The 23,658-nt window shown below is 64.5% G+C and carries 27 protein-coding genes; 16 read left to right on the top strand and 11 right to left on the bottom strand.

Features of this window, described 5'->3' with window-relative positions; all coding sequences use genetic code 11:
• The first annotated feature begins 16 nt into the window (after positions 1-16).
• The 12 genes from ACFVTG_RS19970 to ACFVTG_RS20025 all read left to right on the top strand — a co-directional run bounded on the left by ACFVTG_RS19970 (position 17) and on the right by ACFVTG_RS20025 (position 10,244).
• Positions 17-1,228 (top strand): Gfo/Idh/MocA family protein, encoded by a 1,212-nt coding sequence (locus ACFVTG_RS19970; protein WP_390282610.1) that lies wholly within the window; start codon positions 17-19, stop codon positions 1,226-1,228.
• Positions 1,229-1,230: 2 nt separating this feature from the next.
• Entirely contained in the window at positions 1,231-2,247 is a 1,017-nt protein-coding gene (locus ACFVTG_RS19975) for a LacI family DNA-binding transcriptional regulator (protein WP_390282611.1), read from the top strand.
• A 76-nt stretch (positions 2,248-2,323) separates the two neighbouring features.
• Positions 2,324-3,256: a hydroxyacid dehydrogenase gene (locus ACFVTG_RS19980; RefSeq protein ID WP_390282612.1), complete on the top strand. Its 933-nt coding sequence runs from the start codon at positions 2,324-2,326 to the stop codon at positions 3,254-3,256.
• Positions 3,257-3,351: 95 nt separating this feature from the next.
• Entirely contained in the window at positions 3,352-4,383 is a 1,032-nt protein-coding gene (gene iolG, locus ACFVTG_RS19985; protein ID WP_390282613.1) for an inositol 2-dehydrogenase, read from the top strand.
• 2 nt (positions 4,384-4,385) lie between these two features.
• On the top strand, positions 4,386-5,165 hold the full coding sequence (locus tag ACFVTG_RS19990) for an SDR family oxidoreductase (RefSeq protein WP_284754411.1): 780 nt from the start codon (positions 4,386-4,388) through the stop codon (positions 5,163-5,165).
• Positions 5,162-6,049, top strand: coding sequence for a sugar phosphate isomerase/epimerase family protein (locus ACFVTG_RS19995; protein ID WP_390282614.1), 888 nt, complete (start codon positions 5,162-5,164; stop codon positions 6,047-6,049). Before ACFVTG_RS19990 ends, ACFVTG_RS19995 begins: the two co-directional genes overlap by 4 nt.
• The gene (locus ACFVTG_RS20000; protein ID WP_390282615.1) at positions 6,046-7,071 is read left to right on the top strand and encodes a Gfo/Idh/MocA family protein; all 1,026 of its coding nucleotides are present in this window, start codon (positions 6,046-6,048) and stop codon (positions 7,069-7,071) included. Before ACFVTG_RS19995 ends, ACFVTG_RS20000 begins: the two co-directional genes overlap by 4 nt.
• The gene (locus ACFVTG_RS20005) at positions 7,071-8,564 is read left to right on the top strand and encodes a CoA-acylating methylmalonate-semialdehyde dehydrogenase (RefSeq protein ID WP_390282616.1); all 1,494 of its coding nucleotides are present in this window, start codon (positions 7,071-7,073) and stop codon (positions 8,562-8,564) included. The genes ACFVTG_RS20000 and ACFVTG_RS20005 overlap by 1 nt, the downstream gene beginning before the upstream one ends.
• Before the next feature lie 80 nt (positions 8,565-8,644).
• Entirely contained in the window at positions 8,645-8,998 is a 354-nt protein-coding gene (locus ACFVTG_RS20010) for a cyclase (protein ID WP_390282618.1), read from the top strand.
• The gene (locus tag ACFVTG_RS20015) at positions 8,995-9,537 is read left to right on the top strand and encodes a GNAT family N-acetyltransferase (RefSeq protein ID WP_284754420.1); all 543 of its coding nucleotides are present in this window, start codon (positions 8,995-8,997) and stop codon (positions 9,535-9,537) included. The genes ACFVTG_RS20010 and ACFVTG_RS20015 overlap by 4 nt, the downstream gene beginning before the upstream one ends.
• 31 nt (positions 9,538-9,568) lie before the next feature.
• A complete protein-coding gene (locus ACFVTG_RS20020) occupies positions 9,569-9,772 on the top strand; it encodes a hypothetical protein (RefSeq protein WP_390282619.1) in 204 nt (67 codons plus the stop codon).
• Between the two features lie 7 nt (positions 9,773-9,779).
• A complete protein-coding gene (locus ACFVTG_RS20025; RefSeq protein ID WP_284754423.1) occupies positions 9,780-10,244 on the top strand; it encodes a Clp protease N-terminal domain-containing protein in 465 nt (154 codons plus the stop codon).
• On the opposite strand, the gene ACFVTG_RS20030 is transcribed toward ACFVTG_RS20025, so the two are convergent.
• The 4 genes from ACFVTG_RS20030 to ACFVTG_RS20045 all read right to left on the bottom strand — a co-directional run bounded on the left by ACFVTG_RS20030 (position 10,241) and on the right by ACFVTG_RS20045 (position 14,298).
• Positions 10,241-11,698, bottom strand: a complete 1,458-nt coding sequence (locus ACFVTG_RS20030) for an HNH endonuclease (protein ID WP_390282620.1) — start codon at positions 11,696-11,698, stop codon at positions 10,241-10,243. The two genes, ACFVTG_RS20025 and ACFVTG_RS20030, sit on opposite strands and share 4 nt — an antisense overlap.
• A gap of 105 nt (positions 11,699-11,803) precedes the next feature.
• Entirely contained in the window at positions 11,804-12,205 is a 402-nt protein-coding gene (locus tag ACFVTG_RS20035; RefSeq protein WP_390282621.1) for a VOC family protein, read from the bottom strand.
• 9 nt (positions 12,206-12,214) lie between these two features.
• Entirely contained in the window at positions 12,215-13,582 is a 1,368-nt protein-coding gene (locus tag ACFVTG_RS20040; protein WP_390282622.1) for a sensor histidine kinase, read from the bottom strand.
• Positions 13,579-14,298 carry a response regulator transcription factor gene (locus ACFVTG_RS20045; protein WP_284754426.1) on the bottom strand — a complete coding sequence of 240 codons (720 nt, stop codon included), beginning with the start codon at positions 14,296-14,298 and terminating at the stop codon, positions 13,579-13,581. Before ACFVTG_RS20045 ends, ACFVTG_RS20040 begins: the two co-directional genes overlap by 4 nt.
• 168 nt (positions 14,299-14,466) lie before the next feature.
• Here ACFVTG_RS20045 and ACFVTG_RS20050 point away from each other — a divergent pair, with 168 nt between their 5' ends.
• The gene (locus ACFVTG_RS20050; RefSeq protein WP_390282623.1) at positions 14,467-14,991 is read left to right on the top strand and encodes a hypothetical protein; all 525 of its coding nucleotides are present in this window, start codon (positions 14,467-14,469) and stop codon (positions 14,989-14,991) included.
• Between the two features lie 10 nt (positions 14,992-15,001).
• Here ACFVTG_RS20050 and ACFVTG_RS20055 read toward each other — a convergent pair whose 3' ends face one another.
• Both ACFVTG_RS20055 and ACFVTG_RS20060 read right to left on the bottom strand, forming a co-directional pair.
• Entirely contained in the window at positions 15,002-16,588 is a 1,587-nt protein-coding gene (locus tag ACFVTG_RS20055; RefSeq protein ID WP_390282624.1) for an MFS transporter, read from the bottom strand.
• 270 nt (positions 16,589-16,858) lie between these two features.
• Positions 16,859-17,647, bottom strand: coding sequence for a putative protein N(5)-glutamine methyltransferase (locus tag ACFVTG_RS20060; RefSeq protein ID WP_390282626.1), 789 nt, complete (start codon positions 17,645-17,647; stop codon positions 16,859-16,861).
• 367 nt (positions 17,648-18,014) lie between these two features.
• Here ACFVTG_RS20060 and ACFVTG_RS20065 point away from each other — a divergent pair, with 367 nt between their 5' ends.
• Positions 18,015-18,242 carry a hypothetical protein gene (locus tag ACFVTG_RS20065; RefSeq protein ID WP_390282628.1) on the top strand — a complete coding sequence of 76 codons (228 nt, stop codon included), beginning with the start codon at positions 18,015-18,017 and terminating at the stop codon, positions 18,240-18,242.
• A gap of 72 nt (positions 18,243-18,314) precedes the next feature.
• Positions 18,315-18,575: a hypothetical protein gene (locus ACFVTG_RS20070; protein ID WP_390282629.1), complete on the top strand. Its 261-nt coding sequence runs from the start codon at positions 18,315-18,317 to the stop codon at positions 18,573-18,575.
• A gap of 86 nt (positions 18,576-18,661) precedes the next feature.
• Here ACFVTG_RS20070 and ACFVTG_RS20075 read toward each other — a convergent pair whose 3' ends face one another.
• On the bottom strand, positions 18,662-21,187 hold the full coding sequence (locus tag ACFVTG_RS20075; protein ID WP_390282630.1) for an ATP-dependent DNA ligase: 2,526 nt from the start codon (positions 21,185-21,187) through the stop codon (positions 18,662-18,664).
• 38 nt (positions 21,188-21,225) lie between these two features.
• Between ACFVTG_RS20075 and ACFVTG_RS20080 the strand changes: the two genes are divergently transcribed.
• A complete protein-coding gene (locus ACFVTG_RS20080) occupies positions 21,226-22,116 on the top strand; it encodes a Ku protein (RefSeq protein WP_284754433.1) in 891 nt (296 codons plus the stop codon).
• Positions 22,117-22,167: 51 nt separating this feature from the next.
• Here the strand turns inward: ACFVTG_RS20080 and ACFVTG_RS20085 are convergent, their stop codons facing one another.
• The 4 genes from ACFVTG_RS20085 to ACFVTG_RS20100 form a co-directional block, all read right to left on the bottom strand.
• Positions 22,168-22,434 (bottom strand): Rho termination factor N-terminal domain-containing protein, encoded by a 267-nt coding sequence (locus ACFVTG_RS20085; RefSeq protein WP_284754434.1) that lies wholly within the window; start codon positions 22,432-22,434, stop codon positions 22,168-22,170.
• Positions 22,435-22,461: 27 nt separating this feature from the next.
• The gene (locus ACFVTG_RS20090) at positions 22,462-22,890 is read right to left on the bottom strand and encodes a hypothetical protein (RefSeq protein ID WP_390282631.1); all 429 of its coding nucleotides are present in this window, start codon (positions 22,888-22,890) and stop codon (positions 22,462-22,464) included.
• Positions 22,891-22,956: 66 nt separating this feature from the next.
• Positions 22,957-23,133: a CsbD family protein gene (locus tag ACFVTG_RS20095; RefSeq protein WP_234754057.1), complete on the bottom strand. Its 177-nt coding sequence runs from the start codon at positions 23,131-23,133 to the stop codon at positions 22,957-22,959.
• A gap of 95 nt (positions 23,134-23,228) precedes the next feature.
• Positions 23,229-23,399: a DUF2207 domain-containing protein gene (locus tag ACFVTG_RS20100; protein WP_139359614.1), complete on the bottom strand. Its 171-nt coding sequence runs from the start codon at positions 23,397-23,399 to the stop codon at positions 23,229-23,231.
• Positions 23,400-23,658 lie beyond the last annotated feature (259 nt).

Here is a 23,658-nt window from a genome sequence, read left to right on the forward strand (position 1 = left end):
CGAGAAAGGCATGAACGTGAGCCCAGAATCCCGCACAGTCGGTGTAGGCCTTATCAGCGTCGGATGGATGGGAAAGCTCCACTCGCGCGCCTACCAGACGGTACCGTACGCCTACCCTGAGCTTGGCCTGACCACCAAGCTCGTCATCGCGGCGGACACAGCACCGGACCGGGTGGACTACGCCCGCGATGTCCTCGGCTTCGCGGAAGGCACCACCGACTACCACGATGTCCTGAACCACCCGGACGTGGACGTTGTCTCGATCTGCGCCCCCAACTTCCTGCACGCCGAAATCGGTATCGCGGCGGCCAAGGCCGGCAAGCACTTCTGGATCGAAAAGCCTGTTGGACGCGGCTACGAGGAAACCGCAGCCGTGCAGGAAGCCGCCGTGGAGGCCGGCGTCGTGACCTCCATCGGATACAACTACCGCCACGCTCCGGCGGTGGAACACGCGCGGAAGCTCATCGCGGACGGGCGCCTTGGGCGCATCACGAATGTCCGCGCGGTGTTCTTCTCCGGATACGCGTCCGAGCCCAACGGCGCTTTGTCCTGGCGCTTTGACCGGAAACTCGCCGGCACCGGCGTGCTGGCGGACTTGTTCAGCCACGCAACCGACCTGTGCCAATATGTAGTTGGGCCCATCGCCGAGGTAACCGCGCTCACAAGCACGGTCTACACGCAGCGCCCCAAGCTGGCGATGGGGTCAGGGACGCACTTCGCGGTGATCGAAAACGGTGAAATGGGAGAGGTCGAGAATGAGGACTACGCTGCAGCGCTGGTCCGCTTCGGCCCGTCCGCCCGCGGGGCAGGCGCCGTCGGCACCATCGAATCCTCGCGCGTTGCCGTTGGACCCGAATGCGGTTACCAGATCGAGGTCTACGGGACCGAGGGCTCGCTCAAATGGGACTTCGAGCGCATGAACGAACTCAAGGTCTGCCTGGGCCGGAACAACGACGAGCAGGGCTACACCACGGTGAACGCCAGCCCTCGGCATGGGGATTACTCGCACTTCCAGCCCGGGCCCGGCAACAGCATGGGTTTTGACGACCTCAAGGTCATCGAAGCCAAGAAGTTCCTCGTCGCCGTCGCTGGAGGAGCACAGGAAAACTCCAACATCCACGACGCCGCCTCGGCCGCTGCCATTGTCAGCGCTGCGGAAGCGTCCTCGCTGTCCGGTCAATGGCAGAAGATCGAGGAAATCCACGGCACGACGGCAGCGCGGGCATAACCATGGCACCTCCATCCGCCCGGCGGCCAACGATCATGGACGTGGCAGAACGCGCCGGCGTTTCCAAGTCCTTGGTCTCACTCGTGCTGCGCGACTCACCGCGCGTCAGCGACGAACGCCGCCAGCGGGTGCTCAAGGCTGTTGAAGAGATGGGCTTCGAGTTGAACCTCGCAGCCCGGTCCCTGGCAACACGGGACAGCGGAACCATCGGTGTGCTGGTCAGCGACATGCACAACCCGTGGGCCTTTGACGTCGCCGACGCCGCACGGACCGTACTTGAAGAGGCCGGGCACACCGTCCTCTTCAGTGCGGTCACAGCGGCGGGCAGGGGGGTGGACCAGTCCATCCTCCAGGCCTTCCGGGACTTGCGGGTCGCGGGCCTGCTCGTCGTCGGAACCGTGCCTGACAAAGCACCGTTCAGCCGGGCCGTTTCCGGCGGAGCTGTGGTCTTTGCAGGTGGTGGACCGGACTACATCGATACCGCCGATATCGTGCGAAGCGACGATGCCCTCGGCATGTCCATGGTTGTTGAGCACTTGATCGCCCAGGGACACGAGAACATCGTGCACCTTGGCGGCTTGGGTGGCTCGGTCGGCCGGGAACGCGTGGACGGGTATTCGGCAGCAATGGAAGAGCACGGTCTGGCCCGATACATCCGTGTGGTCGACGCCGACTTCTTCCAGGAATCCGGTTATGTTGCCGCCCAAAGGGCCCTGAGTTCCCGCTCCACGCACCAGCGCCCCACAGCGCTGGCCTGCATCAACGACCTTGCCGCTTTTGGTGCCATGACGGCTGCCGATGAACGCGGCATCGAAATAGCCGTCACCGGTTATGACAACATCGCGCTGGGTGCCATGCCGCGCCTGGGACTGACCACTGTTGACCCGGACAGCTCCACCATTGGCGTCACAGGGGCCAAAACCCTCCTGGAACGCATCCATGGTGAAGGCAGCGGCTTCGTCCACCATTCCGTCACGCCCCACTTGGTCGTGCGGAAGTCCAGCCTCCTGGGCCTCTAAAACACAGGCCTCTAGACGTATCAGCGGTGCCATTCCTGGCACCGCCCCATACCCCTCCACATCTTCAAGGATGACGATGGCTTCCAAAACCACACCCCAAATCTTCGTCGCTCTCGGCAGCGTTGAGCCCGACTTGGTGGAACCGCTCCTGTCCGAACACCAGCGACTCATCCAGGACCCCACCGACGCGGATCTGGCGAACGCCGACGCGGCAATTGTCAGGGCCGCCTACCGCGTGGACCGGGAACTGTTGGACCGCATGCCGGCGCTCAAAGTCATCGCCCGGACCGGCGTGGGAACCGAGCTCGTGGACGTCGCCGAGGCCAATCGACGCGGAATTCCGGTGGTCATCACACCCGGAAGCAACACCGCCTCGGTGGCCGAAGGCGTGTTCGCCCACCTGCTCGCCCTCGTCAAGAAGCTCTCTCCGCTGACCGCGCTGGTCATCGAGGGACGCTGGGAGCAGCGGGCCGCCGTCGGCGTCGGAGACCTCGAGGGATTCACGCTCGGCATCATCGGATACGGCCGCATTGGTCGCCGGGTGGCGCGTATCGCCGAAGCCTTCGAGCTCAAGGTTCTCGCCTACGATCCGTTCGCGGAGGTTCCCGCGGAAATCCGGTGCGACACCGTGGAGGAGCTGCTTGAGGGCAGCGATTTCGTCACCCTCCACGTGCCGCTGACACCGGAGAACCAGAACCTCATCAACGCGGACCGCCTCAAGGCCATGAGGCCCGGAGCGGTCCTCATCAACTGCAGCCGGGGCGGCCTCATCGACCTCGACGCCGCCTACGAGGCACTGCGGTCGGGACAGCTCTCCGGGCTCGGACTGGATGTGTACGATCCCGAACCGCCTGCCCACCACCCGCTGTTTGACCATGAAAACGTGGTCCTGACTCCGCACCTGATGGGATTCACCCGGCAAGGCATGGCCCACACCGTCAGGGACGCCGCCCAAGGTGCGGTTGACGTCCTCGCAGGCCGCACGCCCGCGGCGGTGGCAGGGCCATGACAGGTCCCTCTGTTGAGCATGTCCCCGTCAACTCTCCAGAACCAAGCCAAGGCCCCGGTCTTCTCCGGGCAGCCCACTAGAAAGGACCAATGCACATGTCCACTGATCGACCCCTCAAAGTCGCGCTGTTCGGATCGGGCCGTATCGGGCAAGTCCACGCCCGGAACATCGCCGCCCACCCGGACCTGGAATTGGCCTGGATCGCCGATCCCTTCATCGAAGGGGCCCGCACGTTGGCGGCCGGGACCGGAGCCATCGCCGTCGAGACTGCCGACGAGGTCTTCGCGAACGGTGACCTTGACGCCGTCGTGATCGGCTCGCCCACCAGCACGCACGTGGAACTGATCTCGCGTGCCATGGCGCAAGGCGTGGCGGCCCTCTGCGAGAAGCCAATCGACCTCGACATTGACCGTGCACTCGCATGCCGCGACGCGATCAAGGGCAACAACACCCCCCTTATGCTCGGGTTCAACCGGCGCTTCGATCCGCACTTCGCGGCCATCCAGCGCCGTGTTGCGGCGGGAGAGATCGGCCGCCTCGAACAGCTCACCATCATCAGCCGCGATCCCGCTCCGGCCCCGGCGGCCTACATCGCCACCTCGGGAGGGATCTTCCGGGACATGAGCATCCACGACCTCGACATGGCCAGGTTCTTCGTGCCGGACATCGTCGAGGTGTCGGCTTCGGGCGCCAACGTGTTCTGCGACTACATCGAGGAAGCCGGTGACTTCGACTCCGTGGTCATCACCCTTAGGGGACGCGACGGCGAACTGGTCACCATCACCAACTCCCGCCACAGCGCTTACGGCTACGACCAGCGACTGGAGGCGTTCGGCAGCGAAGGGATGCTCAACGCGGGCAACGTCAGCCCGACGACGGTGCGCAAGTATGGTGCGGCCGGCGCCGAAGAGGCGGACGCCTACCTGCCGTTCTTCCTGGAGCGTTACGCCGAGGCCTACCGGAACGAGCTGGACGGTTTCGCCAAGGCCATCCGCTCGGGCACTGCCTGCAGCCCGGGATTCGACGACGGCCTGCAGGCACTCGCCCTGGCCAACGCGGCCGAAGAGTCCGCCCGTTCCGGCCGCGCTGTCAGGATCGAAAACTCAGTTAAGATCGGGCAGCCGTAGCCATGCCACTTCTCCAAGACAAAGTGGTCCTTATCAGCGGAGGCACCCAAGGTTTGGGGGCCGGCGTCGCACGACGCGCAGCCGCCGAAGGTGCGGCCGGGATTGCGATCACCGGGCGGAACGCGGACTCGGGTGAACGGCTCGCCGCGGAGATCACAGCATCCGGTGTCGAAACCCGGTTCATTAAAACCGACCTCGCCGACGTCGAACAGGCCCGGAACTCGGTGCTTGAGACGATCAACGTCTTCGGGCAACTCGACTGCGCCGTCAATGCTGCCGGACTGACCACCCGCGGCACCATGCTGGACACCACGCCCGAGCTTTTCGACGCGCACATCGCGGTGAACCTGAAATCGCCGTTCTTCATCATGGCCGAAACCATCAAGCACCTTTGTAGCAGGGGTGTGCCAGGAAGCATCGTGAACGTCATCTCGATCGCCGAACTCGGCGGGCAGCCGTACTTGGCGCCGTATGTGGCGGCCAAGGCCGGCCTGGCCGGAGCAACCCGCAACGCGGCGCATGCCCACCGTTGGGACAAGATCCGCATCAATGGGCTCGACATCGGCTGGACCGCCACGGACGGCGAAGCCGAAACCCAGAAGAAATTCCACGGCGCAGGGGAGGACTGGCTCGAAAAAGCCAACGCATCCGTTCCCATGGGAAAGCTCGGACAAGTGGACGAGATCGCCGAATTCATTGTCTTTCTCCTCTCCGACAGGAGCGGTGTTGTCACGGGCTCGGTCATCGACTGGGACCAAAACGTATACGGAGGATCAGATTGAGCACCATCACCAAGCGCCTTGCCGCAGCACCCATCTCCTGGGGCGTCTGTGAAGTCCCCGGTTGGGGCCACCAGCTTGAGGCCGACAGGGTTCTGTCCGAAATGACCGCCCTGGGCATCAGCGCCACCGAGTTCGGCCCCGCAGGGTTCCTCCCCGAACAGGCCGCCCAACGCGCGGACGTGCTGAAGCGGCACAACCTCCAGGCCATCGGCGGCTTCTTCCCCGTCATCCTGCACGATCCGTCCAAGAACCCCTTGGATGTTGTGTCGGCTGAGTTGGATGCTTACGAAGCTGCGGGGGCCAGCGTCATGGTCCTCGCCGCGGAGACCGGCGTCGCAGGCTACGATCAGCGCCACGAGCTCGACGCCGAAGGCTGGGAGCTGTTTGGCAGGAACCTCGACGCCGTGGTCAAGGCCGCCGCTGACAAAGGTATCCAGGCGGTGGTCCACCCGCACGTCGGAACCATGATCGAGAGCACCTCGGATGTTGACCGGGTCTTGAACGACACCGCAGCAAACCTTTGCCTGGACACTGGCCACCTGCTCATCGGCGGCACCGATCCGGCGTTGCTCGTCCGCGGCTACGCAGCCCGTATCGGCCACACCCACCTGAAGGACGTGCGAACCGCTGTTGCGAAGCGTGTCCAGACGGGGGAGATTTCGTACACGGACGGCGTCAAATCAGGGATGTACGTGCCGCTGGGTCAAGGCGACGTCGGCATTGCCGGAATCGTCCGGGACCTGTTGGATGCCGGCTACGAGGGCTGGTTCACCATGGAGCAGGACACCATCCTCGACGCCGAACCTATCGACGACGGCCCGGTCCAGGATGTCCGGCAGTCCGTGGCCTTCCTACGTCAACTCGAAACGGAAATCGAGCGATGAGCGCGGTCCGCTGGGGAGTGCTGACCACGGCACGGATCGCCCAAGGCAGGTTCCTGCCCGCCATGAGCCGCGCCCGGAACGCCGTTGCATCGGCCATCAGCAGCCCGAACGGAAAGGCAGCCGAAGTCGCAGAGCGCTTCGGCATCCCGGCCGCCTATTCTTCCCACGAGGAATTGCTCGCCGATCCAAGCATCGAAGCCGTCTACCTGCCCTTTCCCAACTCGCTGCACGCCGACTGGATTGTTGCGGCCGCGGAGGCTGGAAAGGACATCCTCTGCGAGAAGCCGCTCGTCGCCAACACCCACGACTACCGCCGGGTGCTGGAAGCCTGCGAACGCAACGGGGTGAACCTGATGGAAGCGTTCATGTACCGCTTCCACCCCCAGCACCAGAAGGTCCGTGAGTTCATCGACTCGGGCAAGATCGGCGAGTTGGTGTCCATGCACGCCCGCTTCCACTTCGTCATGGACCGAAGCGAAGGCGAGGTCCGCCTCCAGCCGGGAATGGACGGAGGCGCGCTCAACGACGTCGGATGCTACGCCGTCGACATCATGAACATGGTCATGGGCCGCGCGCCGCGAACCGTCTACGGCAAAGGCACAAGCCGCACGGACCCAGTGGAAACGACCATGGCCGCGATCCTGGACTATGGGGACGTCCTGGGAACACTGGACTGCGGCTTCGAAGGCCCCCGCACCAACACGTTCCAGATCATCGGCACGAAAGGCCACATCACCCTGGACAAGGCCTTCGACCCGGACCCGGGCGAAATTGCCCGAGTTACCGTGTCCCTCCGCGACGGCCGGAGCGAGTCTGTCGACATCGGGGAAGACCCGTTCAAGACGGAGATCGAACGGTTCAGCGCCTGGGTGCGCAACTCCGGACCCGAACTCGTCCAGAGGGAATTGACCGAACAGAACCTGGCCGTCCGCCTGGCGCTCCAGGAATCACTCGCCACCGGCTTGCCGCGGGATGTCAACGACGTACATGCCGTGGAGCACCACCTACTACAGGAGCAGTAATGACCATCATCAACCACTTCATCAGCGGAGCCGAGACCGCGGGCAGCGGAACCGGCACCAAGCCCGTCTACAACCCGGCCACGGGTGCCGTGACGGCCGAGCTTCGCCTCGCCAACCTGGCTGATCTGGACGCCACCGTTGCCGCCGCAAAGAAAGCCGCTGCAAGCTGGGGCGACATTTCGCTGGCCAAGCGCACTGCCGTGTTGTTCAAGTTCCGTGAGCTCGTCGCCTCGCATGTGGACGAACTCGCGGCCCTGATCACCGCCGAGCACGGCAAGGTCCTCAACGACGCCAAGGGCGAGATCGGCCGTGGCCTGGAGGTCATCGAGTTCGCTTGCGGCATCCCGCAGTTGCTCAAGGGTGAGTACTCGGACCAGGTCTCCACCGGGATCGACGTCTTCTCGTTCCGCGAGCCCGTCGGCGTCGTCGCGGGCATTACGCCCTTTAACTTCCCGGTCATGGTGCCGCTCTGGATGGCGCCGATGGCGATCGCGACGGGCAACGCCTTCATCCTCAAGCCTTCGCACCGCGTGCCCTCGGCCGCGATGCTGCTGGCCAAGCTGTTCCAGGACGCCGGGCTGCCGGACGGCGTGTTCCAGGTCCTCCACGGAGACCGCGATGTCATCTCCGGGCTCCTGACGCACCCGGACGTGGACGCCATCTCCTTCGTGGGTTCCACCCCTGTCGCGAAGCACATCCTGGAAGTGGCGACGGCGCACGGCAAGCGGGTCCAGGCACTGGGCGGCGCGAAGAACCACGCGATCGTGATGCCCGACGCCGACCTCGACAACGCCGCCGACCACCTGGCCGCCGCGGCGTTCGGTTCCGCCGGCCAGCGCTGCATGGCAATCTCTGTTGCGGTCGCCGTCGGCGATGCCGCCGATCTGTTGGTCAAGAAGGTCGAAGAGCGTGCCCTCGACGTCAAGGTCAAGAACGGCACCGACGCCGACGCGGACATGGGTCCCGTGATCAGCCCCGAATCCCGCGAGTTCATCGTCAAGACGGTGAGCGAAGCAGAGCAGGCCGGCGCGGCGATGGTCGTGGACGGCCGCGACCTTGTGGTCCCCGGCCACGAGGACGGTTTCTGGGTAGGCCCCACCGTGATCGACCACGTCAAGACCGAAATGAGCGCCTACCGGGAGGAAATCTTCGGACCTGTCCTGTTGGTGGTGCGGGTGGAGGACCTGGACGAAGGCATCAGGCTCATCAACGCCAACCCCTATGGCAACGGCACGGCGATCTTCACCTCCTCGGGAGCGTCTGCCAGGAAATTCCAACGTTCAGTGGACGTTGGAATGATCGGCATCAATGTGCCGCTGCCAGTTCCGGTGGCGTACTACTCCTTCGGCGGCTGGAAGGCATCGCTCTTCGGGGACAAGCACATCTACGGCCCCGAGGGCGTGTCCTTCTACACCCGCGGCAAGGTCATCACCTCCCGCTGGCCCGAGTCGGCCCACGCTTCGGGAGCTTCGTACAACTTTCCGTCGAACTGAGGCGTACGGCTCGGTGACGGCTGCGCTGGCTGCAGCGCAGCCGTCACGTGGGCCGGGCGAAACGGTGGCAGGATCGAAGCATGACTGTGTCGTTCACATGCCGTACCCATATCGGAATGGAACCCGGGGAGCTCGTCGACCTCGCCCGCAACGTCGACGCGCACGTCGGCTCCATGGCCAAGTCCCGGGAACGTGCGGTTGCCGGCGTCGTGTCCGGACTGCTCTCGGAAGGCGACGAGGTCACCTGGCAGGCTTGGCATTTCGCTGTCCCCCTGAGGATGAGCAGCCGCATCACCCGGTTTCGCTTTCCCGATTCATTTACGGACGAGCAAGTGCGGGGCCCCTTTCGCTTCTTCCGGCACCTGGGGCGATACCTGCAGAACCTCATCGAACTGCGCAACGAATATCTCGTCCGCAACGGTGCCGCCGCATGATCAGGACGGCCCGCGCGGACGAACTGGAACGGCTCCGGGGGATCGAATTCGCCGCGGGGGAGATCTTCCGCTCCTGTGGAATGGACGCCATCGCAGACGACGAGCCATTAACCGTCACGGAAATGGCTCTCTACCAGGCGCGCGGTGGTGCCTTTGTCTTTGCCGACGCGTCAGATGTTCCCGTGGCCTATCTTCTGATTGAGCACCTCGACGGCAACGCACACGTGGAGCAGTTGAGTGTCCACCCATCGCATGCGCGGCGAGGTCTCGGGAGCGAGCTGCTCGACGTTGCCGAGAAGTGGGCGCACGCCGAGGGGCTGGACTGGCTGACCCTGACCACTTTCCGTGATGTTCCGTGGAATGCGCCGTACTATCGCAGGCTTGGTTTCGAGGAGCTGGGCCCGGAGATGTTAGAGGACGGACTCAGGGGCATCCTGGAGTGCGAGGGTTTGGTCGGCATGAGTCGTTGGCCGAGGATCGCGATGCGGCGGCGCGTCAGGTCAATCCCCCTTCAGGAAGATTCCGTCAGTCTGTATTGACAGGCTCATGCTGTCAGTTCAAACTGACAGCATGAATGGTGATGAGCTGACTTCCCACATCCGGGCGACGGACCCGGTAATTGGCCTCCGCGCCGTCGGTGCCCTGCATCGCCTGGCCGAAAAAGTCGAGGCCACCAACGTAGCCCTCGCGCGGGAGCAGGGTTGGTCCTGGGAGCAAATCGGTGATGCCTTGGGCGTCTCCAAGCAGTCGGTCCACGCCAAATACGGAAAGTGAGCCTGCCATGTTTGAACGATTTGCCGGCGAAGCCAGAACTGCTGTCCATGCTGGCGCCGAGGAAGCCAAACGCCGTGGAGACCGGCGAATCGGCACGGACCATTTGCTGCTGGGATTGCTCCACGACCCAGAGAGCTGCCGGACTTTGGAGACGGACCTCGAATCTGCCCGCGCCCAGCTCGACACCCTCGACCAGCAGGCGCTGGAAGCCGTGGGCATCACGTTGGGGGACTTCGGCCCGCTGGATGCGCCCAAGGGAAGCAGCCGAACCACCTTCACGTCGGCCGCCCGCTCAGTCATTCAAGACTCCTTGGTACTGACCACCCGGGAGAAGGCCCGCAGGATCACCACCCGGCACCTCTTGCTCGCACTGCTGGAACGGCACGAACCCGATCCGGCCGCCGTCCTGCTCAATAAGCTGGGCGTGGACACGGCGGCACTGAAGGCCCGGCTCCAGAATCCGGGATCCTAGGCCGGCTGTCGTTGCAGGCGCCTGTAGTACAGGTCCCCGAAGTAGTGTTCCGTCGTGGCGGGTGGGGCCGCGCCGGGTGAATTGCTGGTCACCTGGCTGGCAGCGGACAGGTGGAAGCCTGGCAGGGGCGGGGCTGTTGACCGGTGGTGGTGTCCTGTGGGGGTGCGGATCTCCAGGACATGCCGTGTCCCGTGCTGGGTTGTTGCTGCTCCGGTTCGTGCTGTCCAGCCGGGGAGTTCCTTGGTGTGGTTGCATGCTTCGCACAGGCCCGCGCCGTTGGCCAGGGTGGTGGGTCCTCCGTGGTGCCAGGGGATGATGTGGTCGAAATGCCTGATCGGTGCGTCGCAGTAGGGGGTGCGGCAGGTGTCGTCGCGGGCTTGGATGAAGCGCCGCAAGCCGGCAGGGAAGAGCCGGGCCCGGGAATCGGCGGCGACAAGTTCTCCGGTTCCGGGGGCGGTGTAAAGGCGCCGGAGCCAGACCTTGAAGGTCCGGTTCGCGGGTTGGCCGGGACCGGCCTGGCCGTGGTTCCCGGTGAGGAGTGTGCGTGCCCAAGCGGCGGGGACGATGCCGTAGCCGGGGAGCCTGGCCGGTTCGCTCTCGCCCTGGAACAGGGTGCGGTCGGTCATGACGAGCTGGACTTCAACCCCGCAAATACCGCCCGGGGTGCCGGTGGTGCGTTCGACCAGGGCATCGGCCATGATCTGGCCCCGGGTCCGGGTGTCCCCGGTGGTGCGGAGGGTGTCGGCGTACCGGGTCAGGGCCGCGTGCACGGCCACGCCCTGGGCGACGGGAAGCAGTGCGGTCAGGTAGGTCATGGTGTCAGGCGCGGGGCGCAGGCTCACGTGGCGTTCGGTGGCGGCGTGGCTGGCGCGCTGGGTCACGGAGCGGGGGTCCCGCCGGTACGCCGCGGCCCGGGCGGCGGCGATGATGGCCTTGTCCCCGGCGCCGTCGAAGGTTCCGGTGTCTGCGGCGAGTTCCTCGTCGACGGCGCAGCGGTCTTCGGCGGACAGGCAGGCTGTTTCCTTCACCAAAAGGGTCGCGCGCCATTCGGTGAACTGGCCGGTGTCCAGGGCGGCGAGGGTGTGCGGCATTTCGGTCACGAGCGCTTTGGCGAGTCCCACGAGCCGGGATCCGCGGGCGGGGGATTCCCGCCGGGCCAACGCAATTTGAGCTCCGACGCCGCGTCCGCGTTCCTCGGCGGGCACACCTGCCGCCGCGTCGGCGCTGCGCTGGGCGGCATCGAACGCGACGGCGATCCGGGCCTGGGCAGCGGCGGCCGCGGACTTCAAGTCCTCAAGCCCACGTAACTGGTCGATCAGCAAGGCACAGTCGCCCAGTTTGCTGTCGGGCAGTGCCCCGCCGTCGACTGACCCGGAACCGCCGGAGGCTGGCCGAATTGATTTCACGGCAGCGATCAGATCCTCCACTGCCGGGGTTCTCCGAATGCCGTCCATAACCAAAGCATTTCAGGGGGGTCTGACATTAATAGGTCAAAGAACGCCTGCCCGCCGAAAAACCCGGAAATCGGCCGAACGTCGGTCCCCTCTCCGCCGAGAAAGCTACCCCGCCACTAGCTCTACCTCGTATCCGTCGGTATTCACCAGATAGGCGGCGTAGTGGTCGGCCCCGCCGGCGTGGGGATATTTGCTCTCGAACATCTCGTACCAGCCTGAGTCCGCGCCGAGCTCCCGGAGCCGGTCCACGTTCTCCCTCGTCCCCGCATGGAAGGCGAGGTGGTTGAGCCCGGGCTCCGTCCGCCGGTGAGTGCTTCCCGTGAGCGCCGTGGACTGTTCGATCACGATGTACGTGCCTCCGAGTTTCCAACTGCAGCCCTCGGGCCACTCCTGGAATTGTTCGTAGCCCAATTCGGTCAGCAGCCAGCCCCACTCTTCCTGCGCCCGCGCGATGTGAGGCACCCAGATCTCTACGTGGTGCAGCGAACCCACTGGAACATCAGCCATGCGCAGAGTCTACTTTTGCCGGGAGTCCGCCGGAATGGCTGGCAACTCCACCACAAATGCCGCGCCACCCTCAGGCGCAGCGCGCACACTGATGCGGCCACCCATCCGCTGCACGATCCTTGCGGCGATGGACAAACCCAGCCCGCTTCCAACAGGCCGTTGTCCGCTGTATCTGGCAAAGAGCGCCCCGCGTTCAAACGCGACGGCGGCATCCGCCTCCGTGAGGCCAGGCCCGCCGTCCCGCACTTCCACAGTGAGCGCGCTGCCGGAAAGGTACGCGGCGAGCACAACGGGAGAGCCTTCAGGTGTCACGCGCAAGGCGTTTTCCAGCAAACCGTCCACCACTTGGCGCAGCCGCTGGCCATCGCTGCTGACCGGCAACGGCCCAAGAGGCAGTTCGAGCCGTCCAACTATGCCGTTCTGGATGCACACCGCCTGCCAGGCCTGCCAACTCTCGCGCAGGATCAGGGATGCGTCCACGGGCTGCGGTTCCACCCGGAAATCATCGGACTCAAGCCGTGCCAATTCCAGGAGATCGCGGACAAAACGGTCCAGACGGTTGGTTTCGACAACGAGCGTCCGTCCGACCCCGCTCACGTCGTCTCCGCTGACCACGCCATCGGCAAGCGCCTCGGCGTAGCCGCGCAGCGCGGTCAGGGGTGTCCGGATTTCATGCGAAATGGAGAGCAGGAACTCGCGTTGGCGGCCCTCGCTGGTCCGGAGCGCTGCATCGAGGGCCTCCAGCGCCTGTGAAACCTCCACCACTTCGGCCGGTCCGCCGGGTGCCACGGTCACGGATCGTTCTCCGGCTGCGAGCCGATGGGCCGAGTATGCCGTGCGCACCAGCGGGCGGCTCAGCCATTGCGCCAACAGGCCGCCGGCCACGATGGCGAACACGAGGCAGACGGCGAGGGCAATCAGCATGCGGCTCAACAGGGGAGCGGCGGCCGCGCGGATTTCGGACACGGGCTGCGCCAGCACCACGCCTCCGCCGGCCGCCAAGGGCCGGGCCTCGAGGACCACAGTGTTCTGCGGACCGTCCACCGTCCTGGATACCGGCTTTCCGGCCAATACATCCGCCACGGTCTTCGCATCCACGAGCCTCGCCCCGCCGCCTGTTACGCGGCCGTCGGTGCTGATTTGCGCGAGCCTCGCGCCGTGCGTGAGCAGATCCGCGCGCAGGTCCTGCAGGCTTCCAAGGCTTGACTGCTTGCTCAGGGAATCGGCCTCGACCGCGAGGTACTTCTTGGCTTCGTCCACCGCCGTGGCGTTGACCAGTTGCGCGGCCAGAAGGCCGGCGAGCACGACGGCGACAGTCGCGACGGCGGCGATCACCGCCGTCGTGCGCCCGGCCAGTGTGCCGAACCATCGCCTCACGTGGCTCCCCCGGCGCCGGGGCGGGGCCCGGATGTTTGGGGAGCTGAGGCCGAATAGCCGACGCCGCGGCTCGTCGCGATAGGGGAGTGCCCGCCGAGCTTCGCGCGGAGTTGCGCGATGTGCACATCCACGGTCCGTCCGGCGGCATAACTGGCCTGCCCCCACACGGCGGACAGGAGTTGCTCACGGGAAAAGACCCTGCCGGGCTGGGCCATGAGATACGCGAGGAGGTCGAATTCGGTGGCGGTCAGCGTGAGGTCTTCGGCACCTGCGCGTACTGTCCGGTTCAGCGGGTCCAGTTCGACGCTGCCCAGCACCAATGGTCTGGACCGTGGGGTTCCTTCGGTCCGGCGCAGGACCGCCTTCACCCGGGCGACCAGTTCGGAGGGCGAAAACGGCTTGGTGAGATAGTCGTCCGCGCCCAATTCCAGGCCAAGGACGCGGTCCACCTCCTCATCGCGGGCAGTGACGAACAGTACCGGCGTCCAGTCCTCTGCTTGCCGCAATTGCCTGCAGAGCTCGATCCCGTCCATACCGGGCAGGCCGACGTCGAGAATCACTGCGACCGGTCTGAGCCGCCTGATCTGTGCCAGCGCGGAAATCCCGTCCCGCTCAACGTGCACCCCGAAACCCGCGCGGCCCAGATAGAGGCGCTGGATATCGGCAATTGCCTGCTCATCCTCGGCAATCAGCACCAATCCGCGGCTGTCTTCCATGCGTCCATTCAACAGCAAGGAGGGAGCCCTTGGAGCCTCGTTGTCGGCCGCCGGGGACGGTTTTACATTCCTCGAACATTGGCCGAACAGTCAGTTCATGCGGCCGGACCAGAGTGTGGTGAAGAGCGCTGGCGGATCGACCGCCGGCCGGAACAAAGGACACGGATCATGAACAACACCACCCCGAGCTCCAGTACCCCCACTGAGGGCCGCAAACACACCAAGGCCCGCACCGCCGTCGTCGGTGTTTTGGCAGCAGGCCTCCTGCTGGGCGGTGGGGTGCTTGCCGCAAACGCAGCCACCTCGGCCAATGCACCAAGCACGACGGCGGCAGCCACCTCCCAGCCGACCGCGACGGCCGCGACGGCTTCCGTCGCGGCCAAAACGGCTCTCGGGCGGCATCCGCTGGCGGCCAGCCTGCGGTTCTTCGTGAACGGTGACAGCAGCAAGCCCAACTACGGCCAGCGCGCCGCGAAGATCGCCACGTTCATCCTGGACAAGCGCCCGAAGCTGGCCGCAAAGCTTCCAGCCCCGCTGCAGGCGGACCTGAAAGCGCTGAAGGATGCGGCCGACGGCGACCGGGTCGCGAAAGCCACCCACATCAGGGACACCGCACTGAACGGCGGCTACGGCCCGAAGATCCAGGCAGAGGCAAAGCGGATGCAAGAGCAGAAAGTCGACCGCAAGGCGTAAAGGACAAGCCCTAGGCCGGAACCGGGTCCCGGTCCGGCTCCGCTGCTACGGGCGTGCCGGCGTCGAACGGCATTTCGTCCAGGTCGATCAACGGGTTGGTGTCCTGGGTTGCCACGAGCTCGTGAGCCTCGGCCTGGGTGTCCACGCTCGGCATGGAGCCCGGGAGCGGGCGTTGCGCGGATTCACGCAGGAAGTAGATGGCGATCGCGCCAACCACGGACGTGCCCATGAGGTAATACGCAGGCATCATGTCGTTGCCGGTGCCCTGGATCAAGGCGGCGACAATGAACGGCGTTGTGCCGCCGAAGATCGCTACGGAGAAGTTGTAGGCGATGCCCATTCCCCCGTAACGGCTCGACGTCGGGAACAGCGCCGGAAGCGCGGAGGCGAGGTTGGCTATGTAGAACGTGACCGGGAAGGCGATCAGGGCCAAACCGGCAAGCGTGGACCAAATGTCGCCGATGCCGATCAGCAGGAAGGCCGGGACGGCGAACACGACGGTGCTGACCGCGCCGATCCACAGTACGGGCCGGCGGCCGATCCGGTCGGAGAGCTTGCCCGTCAGCGGGATGCAGACTGACATGACGACCAACACGGGGATGGTCAGGAGCGTGCCGTGAACGGGGTCGTAGCCCTTGGAGTCGGTCAGGTACGTGGGCATGTAGGAAGTCAGCATATAGCCCACCGTGTTGGCGGCTGCGGCAAGGATCATGGCGAGGATGATCTGGCGCCAGTAAGCCTTGACGATGCCGATAGGGCCCTTGGCCACTGCGGCGTCGCCCGCTGCGGCGTCCGCGGCGAGGGCTTCCTGGGCATCTAAGGTGGCCTGGAACTGGGGTGATTCCTCGATCTTGCTACGGAAGTATACGGCGATGACGCCGAGCGGACCCGCGATGAGGAACGGCAAGCGCCAGCCCCAGTCCTCCATGGCCGATTGGCCGATGGTGAGCTGCAGGATGGACACGAGCGCCGCGCCAAGGGCGAAGCCGATGTACGAGCCCATGTCCAGGAAGCTCGCGAAGAAGCCGCGGCGCTTGTCGGGAGCGTATTCGCTCACGAACGTGGTGGCGCCGGCGTACTCGCCGCCCGTCGAGAAGCCCTGGATGAGTTTCAGGATGACGAGCAATGCGGCTGCCCAGATGCCGATTTGTGCGTATCCGGGCAGGAGTCCGACGGCGAAGGTGCTCGCCGCCATCAGCAAGAGTGTTGTGGCGAGCACCTTTTGGCGGCCCACCTTGTCACCCAGCCAGCCGAAGACGACGCCGCCGAGCGGCCGTGCCACGAAGGTCGCGGCGAATGTTCCCAGCAGGAACAGGGTCTGCACGGACTTGTCGGCCTCGGGCAGGAAGACCGGCCCCATCGTGGTGATGAGGTAGCCGAACACACCGACGTCGTACCATTCCATGGTGTTGCCGACGATCGTGCCGCCGAGTGCTTTTTTCAGCATGGGCTGGTCAACGACGTTGACGTCGGATACCTTGAGTCGACGGCGTGTTGGAAGTTTCAATTTTGAGGCACCGCGTGGTGCGGTCTTGCTCGTTGCAGCGGCGTTCCTAGCGCCTGCTGAAGAGTCGGTGATGCTTCGGTCTGTGGGCATTTGGGTTTCTCCTAGGGAGATCATTTGCTTGCGACATACAGCTGCTCCGCTCTGGGCAGGGTTTCGATTTTACGCGAGATTCGTCGAAACTGAGAGTCGGAGTCTGAATTCCGGGGCCATTCCGGCCCATTTTCGGCGCAAATGTCTGACATCCATGCGCCCCCTAAAGCCCCGGAATCACGCGGATTTTGGCGTGCTCCAGGACTGCGGAACCAAAATTTTTGGTCAGGGTCCTCGAAACGCACAGTTTGCTGATCATTTTTGGTGGGTTTACCGTAGTTTTCCGAGCACCACCGTGGCATCGAATTCTTTGGAATGGACCACCCGCGCGGACAGCCCCGCGTGCCCGAACAGGGCCGCCGTCGTCGGGGCCTGCCGGACGCTCGTTTCGATAAGCAGCCGACCCCCGGGAGCCAGCCATGACGGAGCCTCCTCTGCGATCCTGCGCTGCACGTCCAAACCGTCCGCGCCGCCGTCGAGCGCCACCCGCGGTTCATGCAATCGGGCCTCCGGCGGCATCATCCCGATCGAGTCAGTAGGGACGTAGGGGGCGTTGGCCACCAGGACGTCGACCCGGCCGCGAAGAGTCTCCGGCAGTGCCGAATAGAGATCGCCTTCATGCACCTGTCCGCTGTCCGGCCGGATGTTGCGGCGGGCGCAGCGGACCGCAGCGGGGTCGACGTCGGCCACATGAAGCTCGATGCCGCCCACCGCGGCAGCCAAAGCGGCGCCCACGGCACCCGAACCGCAGCAAAGATCGACGATGACGGCGCCCGGCCTGGCGGCGCGGGCCGCCTCCTGGACGAGGTACTCCGTGCGGCGGCGGGGGACGAAGACTCCGGGATCCACCGCAATGTGTTGGCCGCAGAACTCGGCCCAGCCCAGGAGGTATTCAAGGGGTAATCCCGAGACGCGTTGTTCGACCAAGCGGTCAAGGTCCTCCGGAGCGCGCGCCGCGGCGATCAGGAGGCGGGCCTCGTCTTCGGCGAAGACGCAACCGGCAGAACGGAGCCGTGCTGTGACGGCGGAATGGGAAGGCTGGAACGTGGGTGCTGACATGGGAGAGCCTTTCGGGACACCGAGGGGTGCTCTCCGGGCCATGCTAGCCGAGAGCGTAGGTGGGGGCCATGCGTGAAACGGCTTCGACAAAAGCCGGGGTTCACAAACACGGCCAGGAGTGTCTAGGGTGGGTGCATGGGAACACTGATTTTTGAATAGACCAGCGGGTCCTGGTTCGTCGCAGCTGCCGTCAAGGCACTGCCGACCCTTGCCGATGCCGCTGAGTTTTGATCCGACAAAAATCCATGCCTGTTGAGGCTTCGCCTCCGCGCCGTTCCTGTCGCTTTTGTTAGACCCAGGGTCTCGCAGCGGACATCGCGTCCCGATACCTCCTCAGGCAAATCAAGAGCTTTAAGGAGTCCACTGCATGACACCGAACACACCCGAAACCGACGCCGGGCAGGAACCAGAAGCGCAGGAAACCGACGCCCCGGCTGCCGGAATCAAATCGAAACTGACTGACGCCCAGAAGGAGATGCTGGCCCGCAAGTCCCGCGGTGGGGCAGGGAACGGCTGGCAGAGCACCGGAAAGGGACACAAACCCACTCAAGCGAGTGGCAAGCAGGCCAAGTCCGAGAAGAAGGTCCGCTGGTAGATCCTGCAGACAAGCGGACAGCTCCCACCTAGTATGGAAAATCCCTTCGTTTCAATGCAGAAAGGAAGAACAATGGCTGCGAAGCATGTTGAGCAACAAATCAACTCGGAGGTGGCCAGCCATCTGGTCGAGTCCATGGACAAGGCGCCCATGCCGGCCCCGGCAACTGTGGCCATGGCACTGGGTTCGACGCAAGGACAGGCTTGGCCAGACGGTAGCGGCAAGACCAGGCACCCCAAGGACCGCGGCGCCAGCCACGGCCGCGTGGGCCAACAGGCAGCGGTCACCGCGGTTCACCGCACCAGCCGACCCCAGATGCCACACTCCTCTTAGGAACACCTTCGACACGGAAAATGCCCTGCGAGACCGGAATTCCGGTGGCGCAGGGCATTTTCCGTTTCGCTGGATTGGTCGGGGAGCTAGGCGCGCTCGACGTCGTCGGGGGACTTGTCGGGGCGCCATCCTCGCCAGACGGGATGGCGCATCCGCTCGGTGCCGGTCCAATCGCCGAACGTCACCTCTCCCACGAGTTCGGGCGAAACCCAGTGCGCGGTGGCGGCGTCCTCGGCCGGGATGTCATGGAAAGGTGAGTCCGGGCGATCGAGCCCCTGCATGCGCTTCAGGATGTCTCGCAGTTGCCAGTCCTTGAACCCGGTGCCTACCCGTCCCGCGTAGCGGAGCTTGTCGCCGTCGGGAATTCCCACGAGCAACGCGCCAATGGTCCCCAGCCTCGCCCCGGCGCCGGGCCGCCAGCCACCCACCACCACTTCCTGTGTGCGTTCCAACTTGAGCTTGATCCAGGACCTGCTGCGCCGCCCCGGCTGGTACCGGCTATCCGCGCGCTTGGCCATGACCCCCTCCAGGCCAAGCTCCTCGGCGCTCGCCAGGATGTCGTCGAGGTCATGCTCAAGAACCTCCGATACATGGATAGGGGAGCCCTTGGCCGGGAGCTTGGCACGGAACGCCGCCAACCGGTCCCGGCGCTCGCTGAGCGGCAGGGAGGTGAGGTCGGCGCCGCCTTTTTCGGTACTGCCTTTTTCGGCGTTGCCGTGGGATCCGGCGTCGTACAGGAGATCGAACACCATGAGGTGCACGGGGACCGCGGCCCGGGCGCGTTCGACGTCGCCGGGTTTGAAGAGGTTCATCCGCTTTTGGAGCAACTCGAAGCTGGGCCGGCCGTTCTTGCTGAGTGCGACGATTTCCCCGTCTGCCACGAAGTCGTGATCCGGCCAATAGCGCGGATCCGCCAGTTCTGGGTACGTAGGTGTCATGTCGATCCCCGAGCGGCTGGTCAACCTGATCTTGCCGCCCGAACCTGAAACGATGGCCCGGAAACCGTCCCATTTGAGCTCAAACAGCCAGTCGCCGGAGGAGACGTCGGCGGTTGTTCCGGATGTTGCGAGCATGGGTGCGTAGCTGGGGGTCCCGATTGATTGCGGCCGGGAGTCTGGCAACAGCACCGCCCGGTGGCCCGGTTTGTCCTTCATCAGGTGGATCAGCCACTGCGACGGCGACTCCCCGGTGTGGATGAGAGCGAAACGGCGGGTGCCGTGCAATCCGCCGCCGGGTTTGCCGGTGAGGGTGGCGATGACTTCCTTGCCGTCGCGCCATTTTTCGCACTCGAACTCGCCGCTGTCCCAGATGCTGACCGTCCCGGCACCGTACTCGCCCTTCGGAATGATGCCCGCGAATTGCGCATACTCCATGGGGTGGTCCTCCGTCCGCACCGCGAGATGGTTCTTGTCCGGAGTGTCCGGCACGCCCCGCGGCAAGGCCCAGGACGCCAGGACACCGTTGTGTTCCAGCCGGAAATCCAGGTGGAAACGTCGGGCGTGATGCTCTTGGATGACGAAGATTCCGCCGGGCGGATTGGGCTCCGCGTCGGCCTGGAGGGGACGCGAACCGGGTTGGTGTCCGACGGCGGGAAACGGTTCGGGCGTCCGCTGCGGATCGCGCTTGTCCACGTAGCTGGCCAGCCGCGGGTTCACGGCGGTGGCCGCGACGGCGGTGCTGACGACGGCCGCACCGGGTGAGCCGCCGTCGTCGTCGTTCTTGGCTGCCGCCACCGCGGCGAACGGGTCCTTTCCCTCCTTGACGCGCTTCATGACGGCTGTGAAGTCGAGATGCTCGAGCTTGGGGGAGGCGAGTTCCCGCCACGTCCTCGGGGCGGCGACCATGGGGTGGGCCCGACCGCGGAGGGAGTACGGGACGATGGTGGTCTTGTTCCCGCTGTTCTGGCTCCAGTCCACCAGGACTTTGCCGTTGCGCAGGGTCTTTTTCATGTCGCTGACCACAAGGTCCGGATGGTCGGCCTCGAGCGAGCGCGCCAATTCGTGGGCGAACGCGGAGACCTGCTCCCATTTGCGGGTGCCATCCAGGCCGGCGTAAAGATGGATCCCCTTGCTGCCGCTCGTCACCGGAACCGGATCAAGTCCGATGTCCTGCAGGATGCTGCGAGCCAACTTGGCGACTTCGGCGCATTCGGGAAGGCCTGTGCCGGGACCCGGATCGAGGTCCAGGACAAGGCGGTCCGGTGGCAACATGGTCCCGTCGGCGTCCACTTGCCATTGCGGCACGTGGATTTCCAACGCGGCAATCTGGGCCAGCCAGGTGAGCGTGGCAAGGTTGTTGACGAGCGGATAAACGTTGCTGTGTTCCCTATGCTGGATGGTGACCCTGGGAACCCATGGCGGCGTGGAGTCGTCCAGATTCTTCTGGAAGAACATCGGCCCGGGATCCGAGGTGGTCCCTACTCCGTGCACCCAGCGCTTCCGGGTGGCGGGCCGGTTCGCGGCAGCGGGGATCAGGAACGGGGCCACGGCGGCGTAATATTCGAGCACTTCGGCCTTGGTGGTGCCAGTCTCCGGGTAGATGATTTTGCCCAGGTTGGTGAGCGTCAGTTCATGGCCTTCAACGTTGACGCGCTCCTTTTGGCTGGTTGCCACCTCTTCACCTCCGCCTTCTTGTGATGTTCACTTAGTGCATGAGGGCCATATGGAAGGGTTCTATCGCGTTCGGGCTGGTCAACGTACCTGTCAAGCTCTACAGCGCCACCGAGGACCACGATGTCAGTCTCCACCAGGTCCACAACAAGGACGGAGGCCGCATCCGTTACCAACGGAAGTGCGAAATCTGCGCCTCTGTTGTGGATTACGAGGATATCGACAAGGCCTACGAAGAGGAAGGCCGCACCGTGGTGCTGTCCGCGGCCGATTTGAAATCGCTGCCCGCGGAGAACAGCCGCGAAATCGAGGTAGTGGAGTTCGTTCCGGCCGAGCAACTGGATCCCATCATGTACGAGCGGCCCTACTACCTCGAGCCGGATTCCAAGTCGCCCAAGGCCTACATGCTGCTTCTGCGCACGCTACAGGACACCGAGCGCGTCGCGATTGTGCAGTACGCCCTCCGGCAGAAGACCAGGCTGGGCGCGCTGCGGGTACGCGGCGACGTGCTGATGCTGCAATCCCTGCTCTGGGACGACGAGGTCCGCGAAGCCGACTTCCCGTCGCTGGAAACGGACGTGAAGATCTCGGACAAGGAGCTGGAGATGTCCGCCGCACTGGTGGACTCCATGGCGCGCGACTTCGAGCCCGAGCAATACACCGACAACTACCAAGTTCAATTACGCCAACTCATCGCTGCCAAACTCGAAAAGGGCGATTCCATCGACACCGAGGAGACGTTCGGTGTCGCAGCCAGCGAAGGGGAAGGCGGCGAGGTCATCGACCTCATGGAAGCCCTCAAACGGAGTCTCGATAAGAAGCGCGGCAAAGCGGCCAGCGGATCGTCTGCTGCGTCGTCCACCGAAGAGTCCGACGACGGCGCCACCACAAAGGCGGCGAGCAAGCCCAGGGCGAGGGTCAAGAAAGCCTGACGCGCCGCCGTCGTGCGCCCCGCGAAAAGGGGACATGTCCCCTTGGATGGCCTAGTGGTTTCGCAACGCCGAGATCAGCTCGGCCTTCTTCTTGCCTGAATACCCTGTGAGCCCCAGCTCTTTGGCCCGGGACCTCAGTTGGGGCACGGTCCAGTCCTCGTAGTCGCCCGACTTGCCTCCTCGGTGGCCGATTTCCTTGCGGCCCTCCTTGGCTGCGGCATTCGAGATTCTGGCCGCCTTTTCCTTCGAGGCGCCATCCTCCCGGAGGGTTTCGTAGAGTTCCGGATCCTTGAGGCTGGGATTCTTCTTGTTGGGCATGCGTTCCTCCTACGGTCAAGATCCTCGCTAGGACGGAAGCTCCATCCGGAACCCGCAGCGGCACTGCAACACCTTTGTCGCGAGGTACACGTCGAGAAGGTCGACAGCGGGGTCCTCAGTGGACATCGGAGCATACACGCTGTGGAATCCGGTTCCTGAAATCTTCATGGGTTCGCCGCAATGGATGTATTCCCCGCCGAATTGAAGCACGCCTGATACCGCGCCTCGCTGGTTCAGGATGGCCGCGACGTCCTGGAATGTCGCGGCATGGGCATAGAACCTATCGCATTCCACGCAGGTGTAAGTGACATCCACGAGCTCTGCCACCGGCGGTTTGAGGGGCTCGATGGAGTCGAGGATCACGTACTCGGCAGTGCGGCACTTGCCACACCAGATTCGTTCCGCTCTGGGGTGGGGCGCGCCATTGGGAACAATCGGGTCAGAGATAGTCGGCATCGACTTAACTCCTTGAACCGGGAAGTGCGGCTCCCGCGCGAGGCGGAAGCCGCACTTCGAGCGGATTTAGTCCTTCTTGAAAGCGTCCTTGACCTTTTCACCGGCCGATTTCAGGTCGCTCTTGCTTTGATCCATCTTGCCTTCGGCTTCGAGCTTCTCGTTACCCGTCAGCTTTCCAGCCGCTTCCTTGGATTTGCCTGCAAGCTTTTCTCCGGCGTTCTGGATCTTGTCATCTGCACCCATGGACGTACTCCTTTGCTGGTAATGGATTTACTTCATTCCGCCGAGCGGTGTTGGGCCCGGCCGATGGGGCCAGGCGTCCTACGCGCTGTTGTCGGTCAAACGCCGTGTGACCTGCGGCCGGACATGAAGCTGAGGAGCCAGCCGATGGCCGCGACGATCAGGAGGACCACGCCGACCCAGAGGAGCCAGCTCACGGCCTGCGAGAATCCGCCGACGAGCAGAAGAACGATTGCCACAACGCCTGCAATGATCAGAAGAGTGTTCACAATGACACATTCCTTACTTCAGCGGGACCGCCGGCAAGCGCCCGGGTCCCTTGCGATGTATTCGGTTATTGGTTCGCTTGCGAACCGTTGTTCCCCGCCAGGCCCCCAGGCCCCTGCAAGGTCTTGCTGTAGCGATACCGCCCCGGATTTTCGGGGTTTTCATCCGGTACGAACCGGTACCGACTTCCTCCATGGTACTACTAAGCACCCTTATCAAATCAAGTACTAAGTACGCTTACAAAGATTTTTGGGTTTAGTC

The organism is Arthrobacter sp. NPDC058127 (genome assembly GCF_042884555.1).
In the GTDB taxonomy this organism is placed as follows: domain Bacteria; phylum Actinomycetota; class Actinomycetes; order Actinomycetales; family Micrococcaceae; genus Arthrobacter.

What these genes read in the sequence shown, in the direction of transcription:
- ACFVTG_RS19975 (WP_390282611.1), top strand. Translation starts at nt 1,231, where the DNA reads ATGGCACCTCCATCCGCCCGGCGGCCAACGATCATGGACGTGGCAGAA.
- ACFVTG_RS19980 (WP_390282612.1), top strand. Translation starts at nt 2,324, where the DNA reads ATGGCTTCCAAAACCACACCCCAAATCTTCGTCGCTCTCGGCAGCGTT.
- iolG (WP_390282613.1), top strand. Translation starts at nt 3,352, where the DNA reads ATGTCCACTGATCGACCCCTCAAAGTCGCGCTGTTCGGATCGGGCCGT.
- ACFVTG_RS19990 (WP_284754411.1), top strand. Translation starts at nt 4,386, where the DNA reads ATGCCACTTCTCCAAGACAAAGTGGTCCTTATCAGCGGAGGCACCCAA.
- ACFVTG_RS20000 (WP_390282615.1), top strand. Translation starts at nt 6,046, where the DNA reads ATGAGCGCGGTCCGCTGGGGAGTGCTGACCACGGCACGGATCGCCCAA.
- ACFVTG_RS20005 (WP_390282616.1), top strand. Translation starts at nt 7,071, where the DNA reads ATGACCATCATCAACCACTTCATCAGCGGAGCCGAGACCGCGGGCAGC.
- ACFVTG_RS20010 (WP_390282618.1), top strand. Translation starts at nt 8,645, where the DNA reads ATGACTGTGTCGTTCACATGCCGTACCCATATCGGAATGGAACCCGGG.
- ACFVTG_RS20015 (WP_284754420.1), top strand. Translation starts at nt 8,995, where the DNA reads ATGATCAGGACGGCCCGCGCGGACGAACTGGAACGGCTCCGGGGGATC.
- ACFVTG_RS20020 (WP_390282619.1), top strand. Translation starts at nt 9,569, where the DNA reads ATGAATGGTGATGAGCTGACTTCCCACATCCGGGCGACGGACCCGGTA.
- ACFVTG_RS20025 (WP_284754423.1), top strand. Translation starts at nt 9,780, where the DNA reads ATGTTTGAACGATTTGCCGGCGAAGCCAGAACTGCTGTCCATGCTGGC.
- ACFVTG_RS20030 (WP_390282620.1), bottom strand. Translation starts at nt 11,698, where the DNA reads ATGGACGGCATTCGGAGAACCCCGGCAGTGGAGGATCTGATCGCTGCC.
- ACFVTG_RS20035 (WP_390282621.1), bottom strand. Translation starts at nt 12,205, where the DNA reads ATGGCTGATGTTCCAGTGGGTTCGCTGCACCACGTAGAGATCTGGGTG.
- ACFVTG_RS20045 (WP_284754426.1), bottom strand. Translation starts at nt 14,298, where the DNA reads ATGGAAGACAGCCGCGGATTGGTGCTGATTGCCGAGGATGAGCAGGCA.
- ACFVTG_RS20050 (WP_390282623.1), top strand. Translation starts at nt 14,467, where the DNA reads ATGAACAACACCACCCCGAGCTCCAGTACCCCCACTGAGGGCCGCAAA.
- ACFVTG_RS20055 (WP_390282624.1), bottom strand. Translation starts at nt 16,588, where the DNA reads ATGCCCACAGACCGAAGCATCACCGACTCTTCAGCAGGCGCTAGGAAC.
- ACFVTG_RS20060 (WP_390282626.1), bottom strand. Translation starts at nt 17,647, where the DNA reads ATGTCAGCACCCACGTTCCAGCCTTCCCATTCCGCCGTCACAGCACGG.
- ACFVTG_RS20065 (WP_390282628.1), top strand. Translation starts at nt 18,015, where the DNA reads ATGACACCGAACACACCCGAAACCGACGCCGGGCAGGAACCAGAAGCG.
- ACFVTG_RS20070 (WP_390282629.1), top strand. Translation starts at nt 18,315, where the DNA reads ATGGCTGCGAAGCATGTTGAGCAACAAATCAACTCGGAGGTGGCCAGC.
- ACFVTG_RS20080 (WP_284754433.1), top strand. Translation starts at nt 21,226, where the DNA reads ATGAGGGCCATATGGAAGGGTTCTATCGCGTTCGGGCTGGTCAACGTA.
- ACFVTG_RS20085 (WP_284754434.1), bottom strand. Translation starts at nt 22,434, where the DNA reads ATGCCCAACAAGAAGAATCCCAGCCTCAAGGATCCGGAACTCTACGAA.
- ACFVTG_RS20090 (WP_390282631.1), bottom strand. Translation starts at nt 22,890, where the DNA reads ATGCCGACTATCTCTGACCCGATTGTTCCCAATGGCGCGCCCCACCCC.
- ACFVTG_RS20095 (WP_234754057.1), bottom strand. Translation starts at nt 23,133, where the DNA reads ATGGGTGCAGATGACAAGATCCAGAACGCCGGAGAAAAGCTTGCAGGC.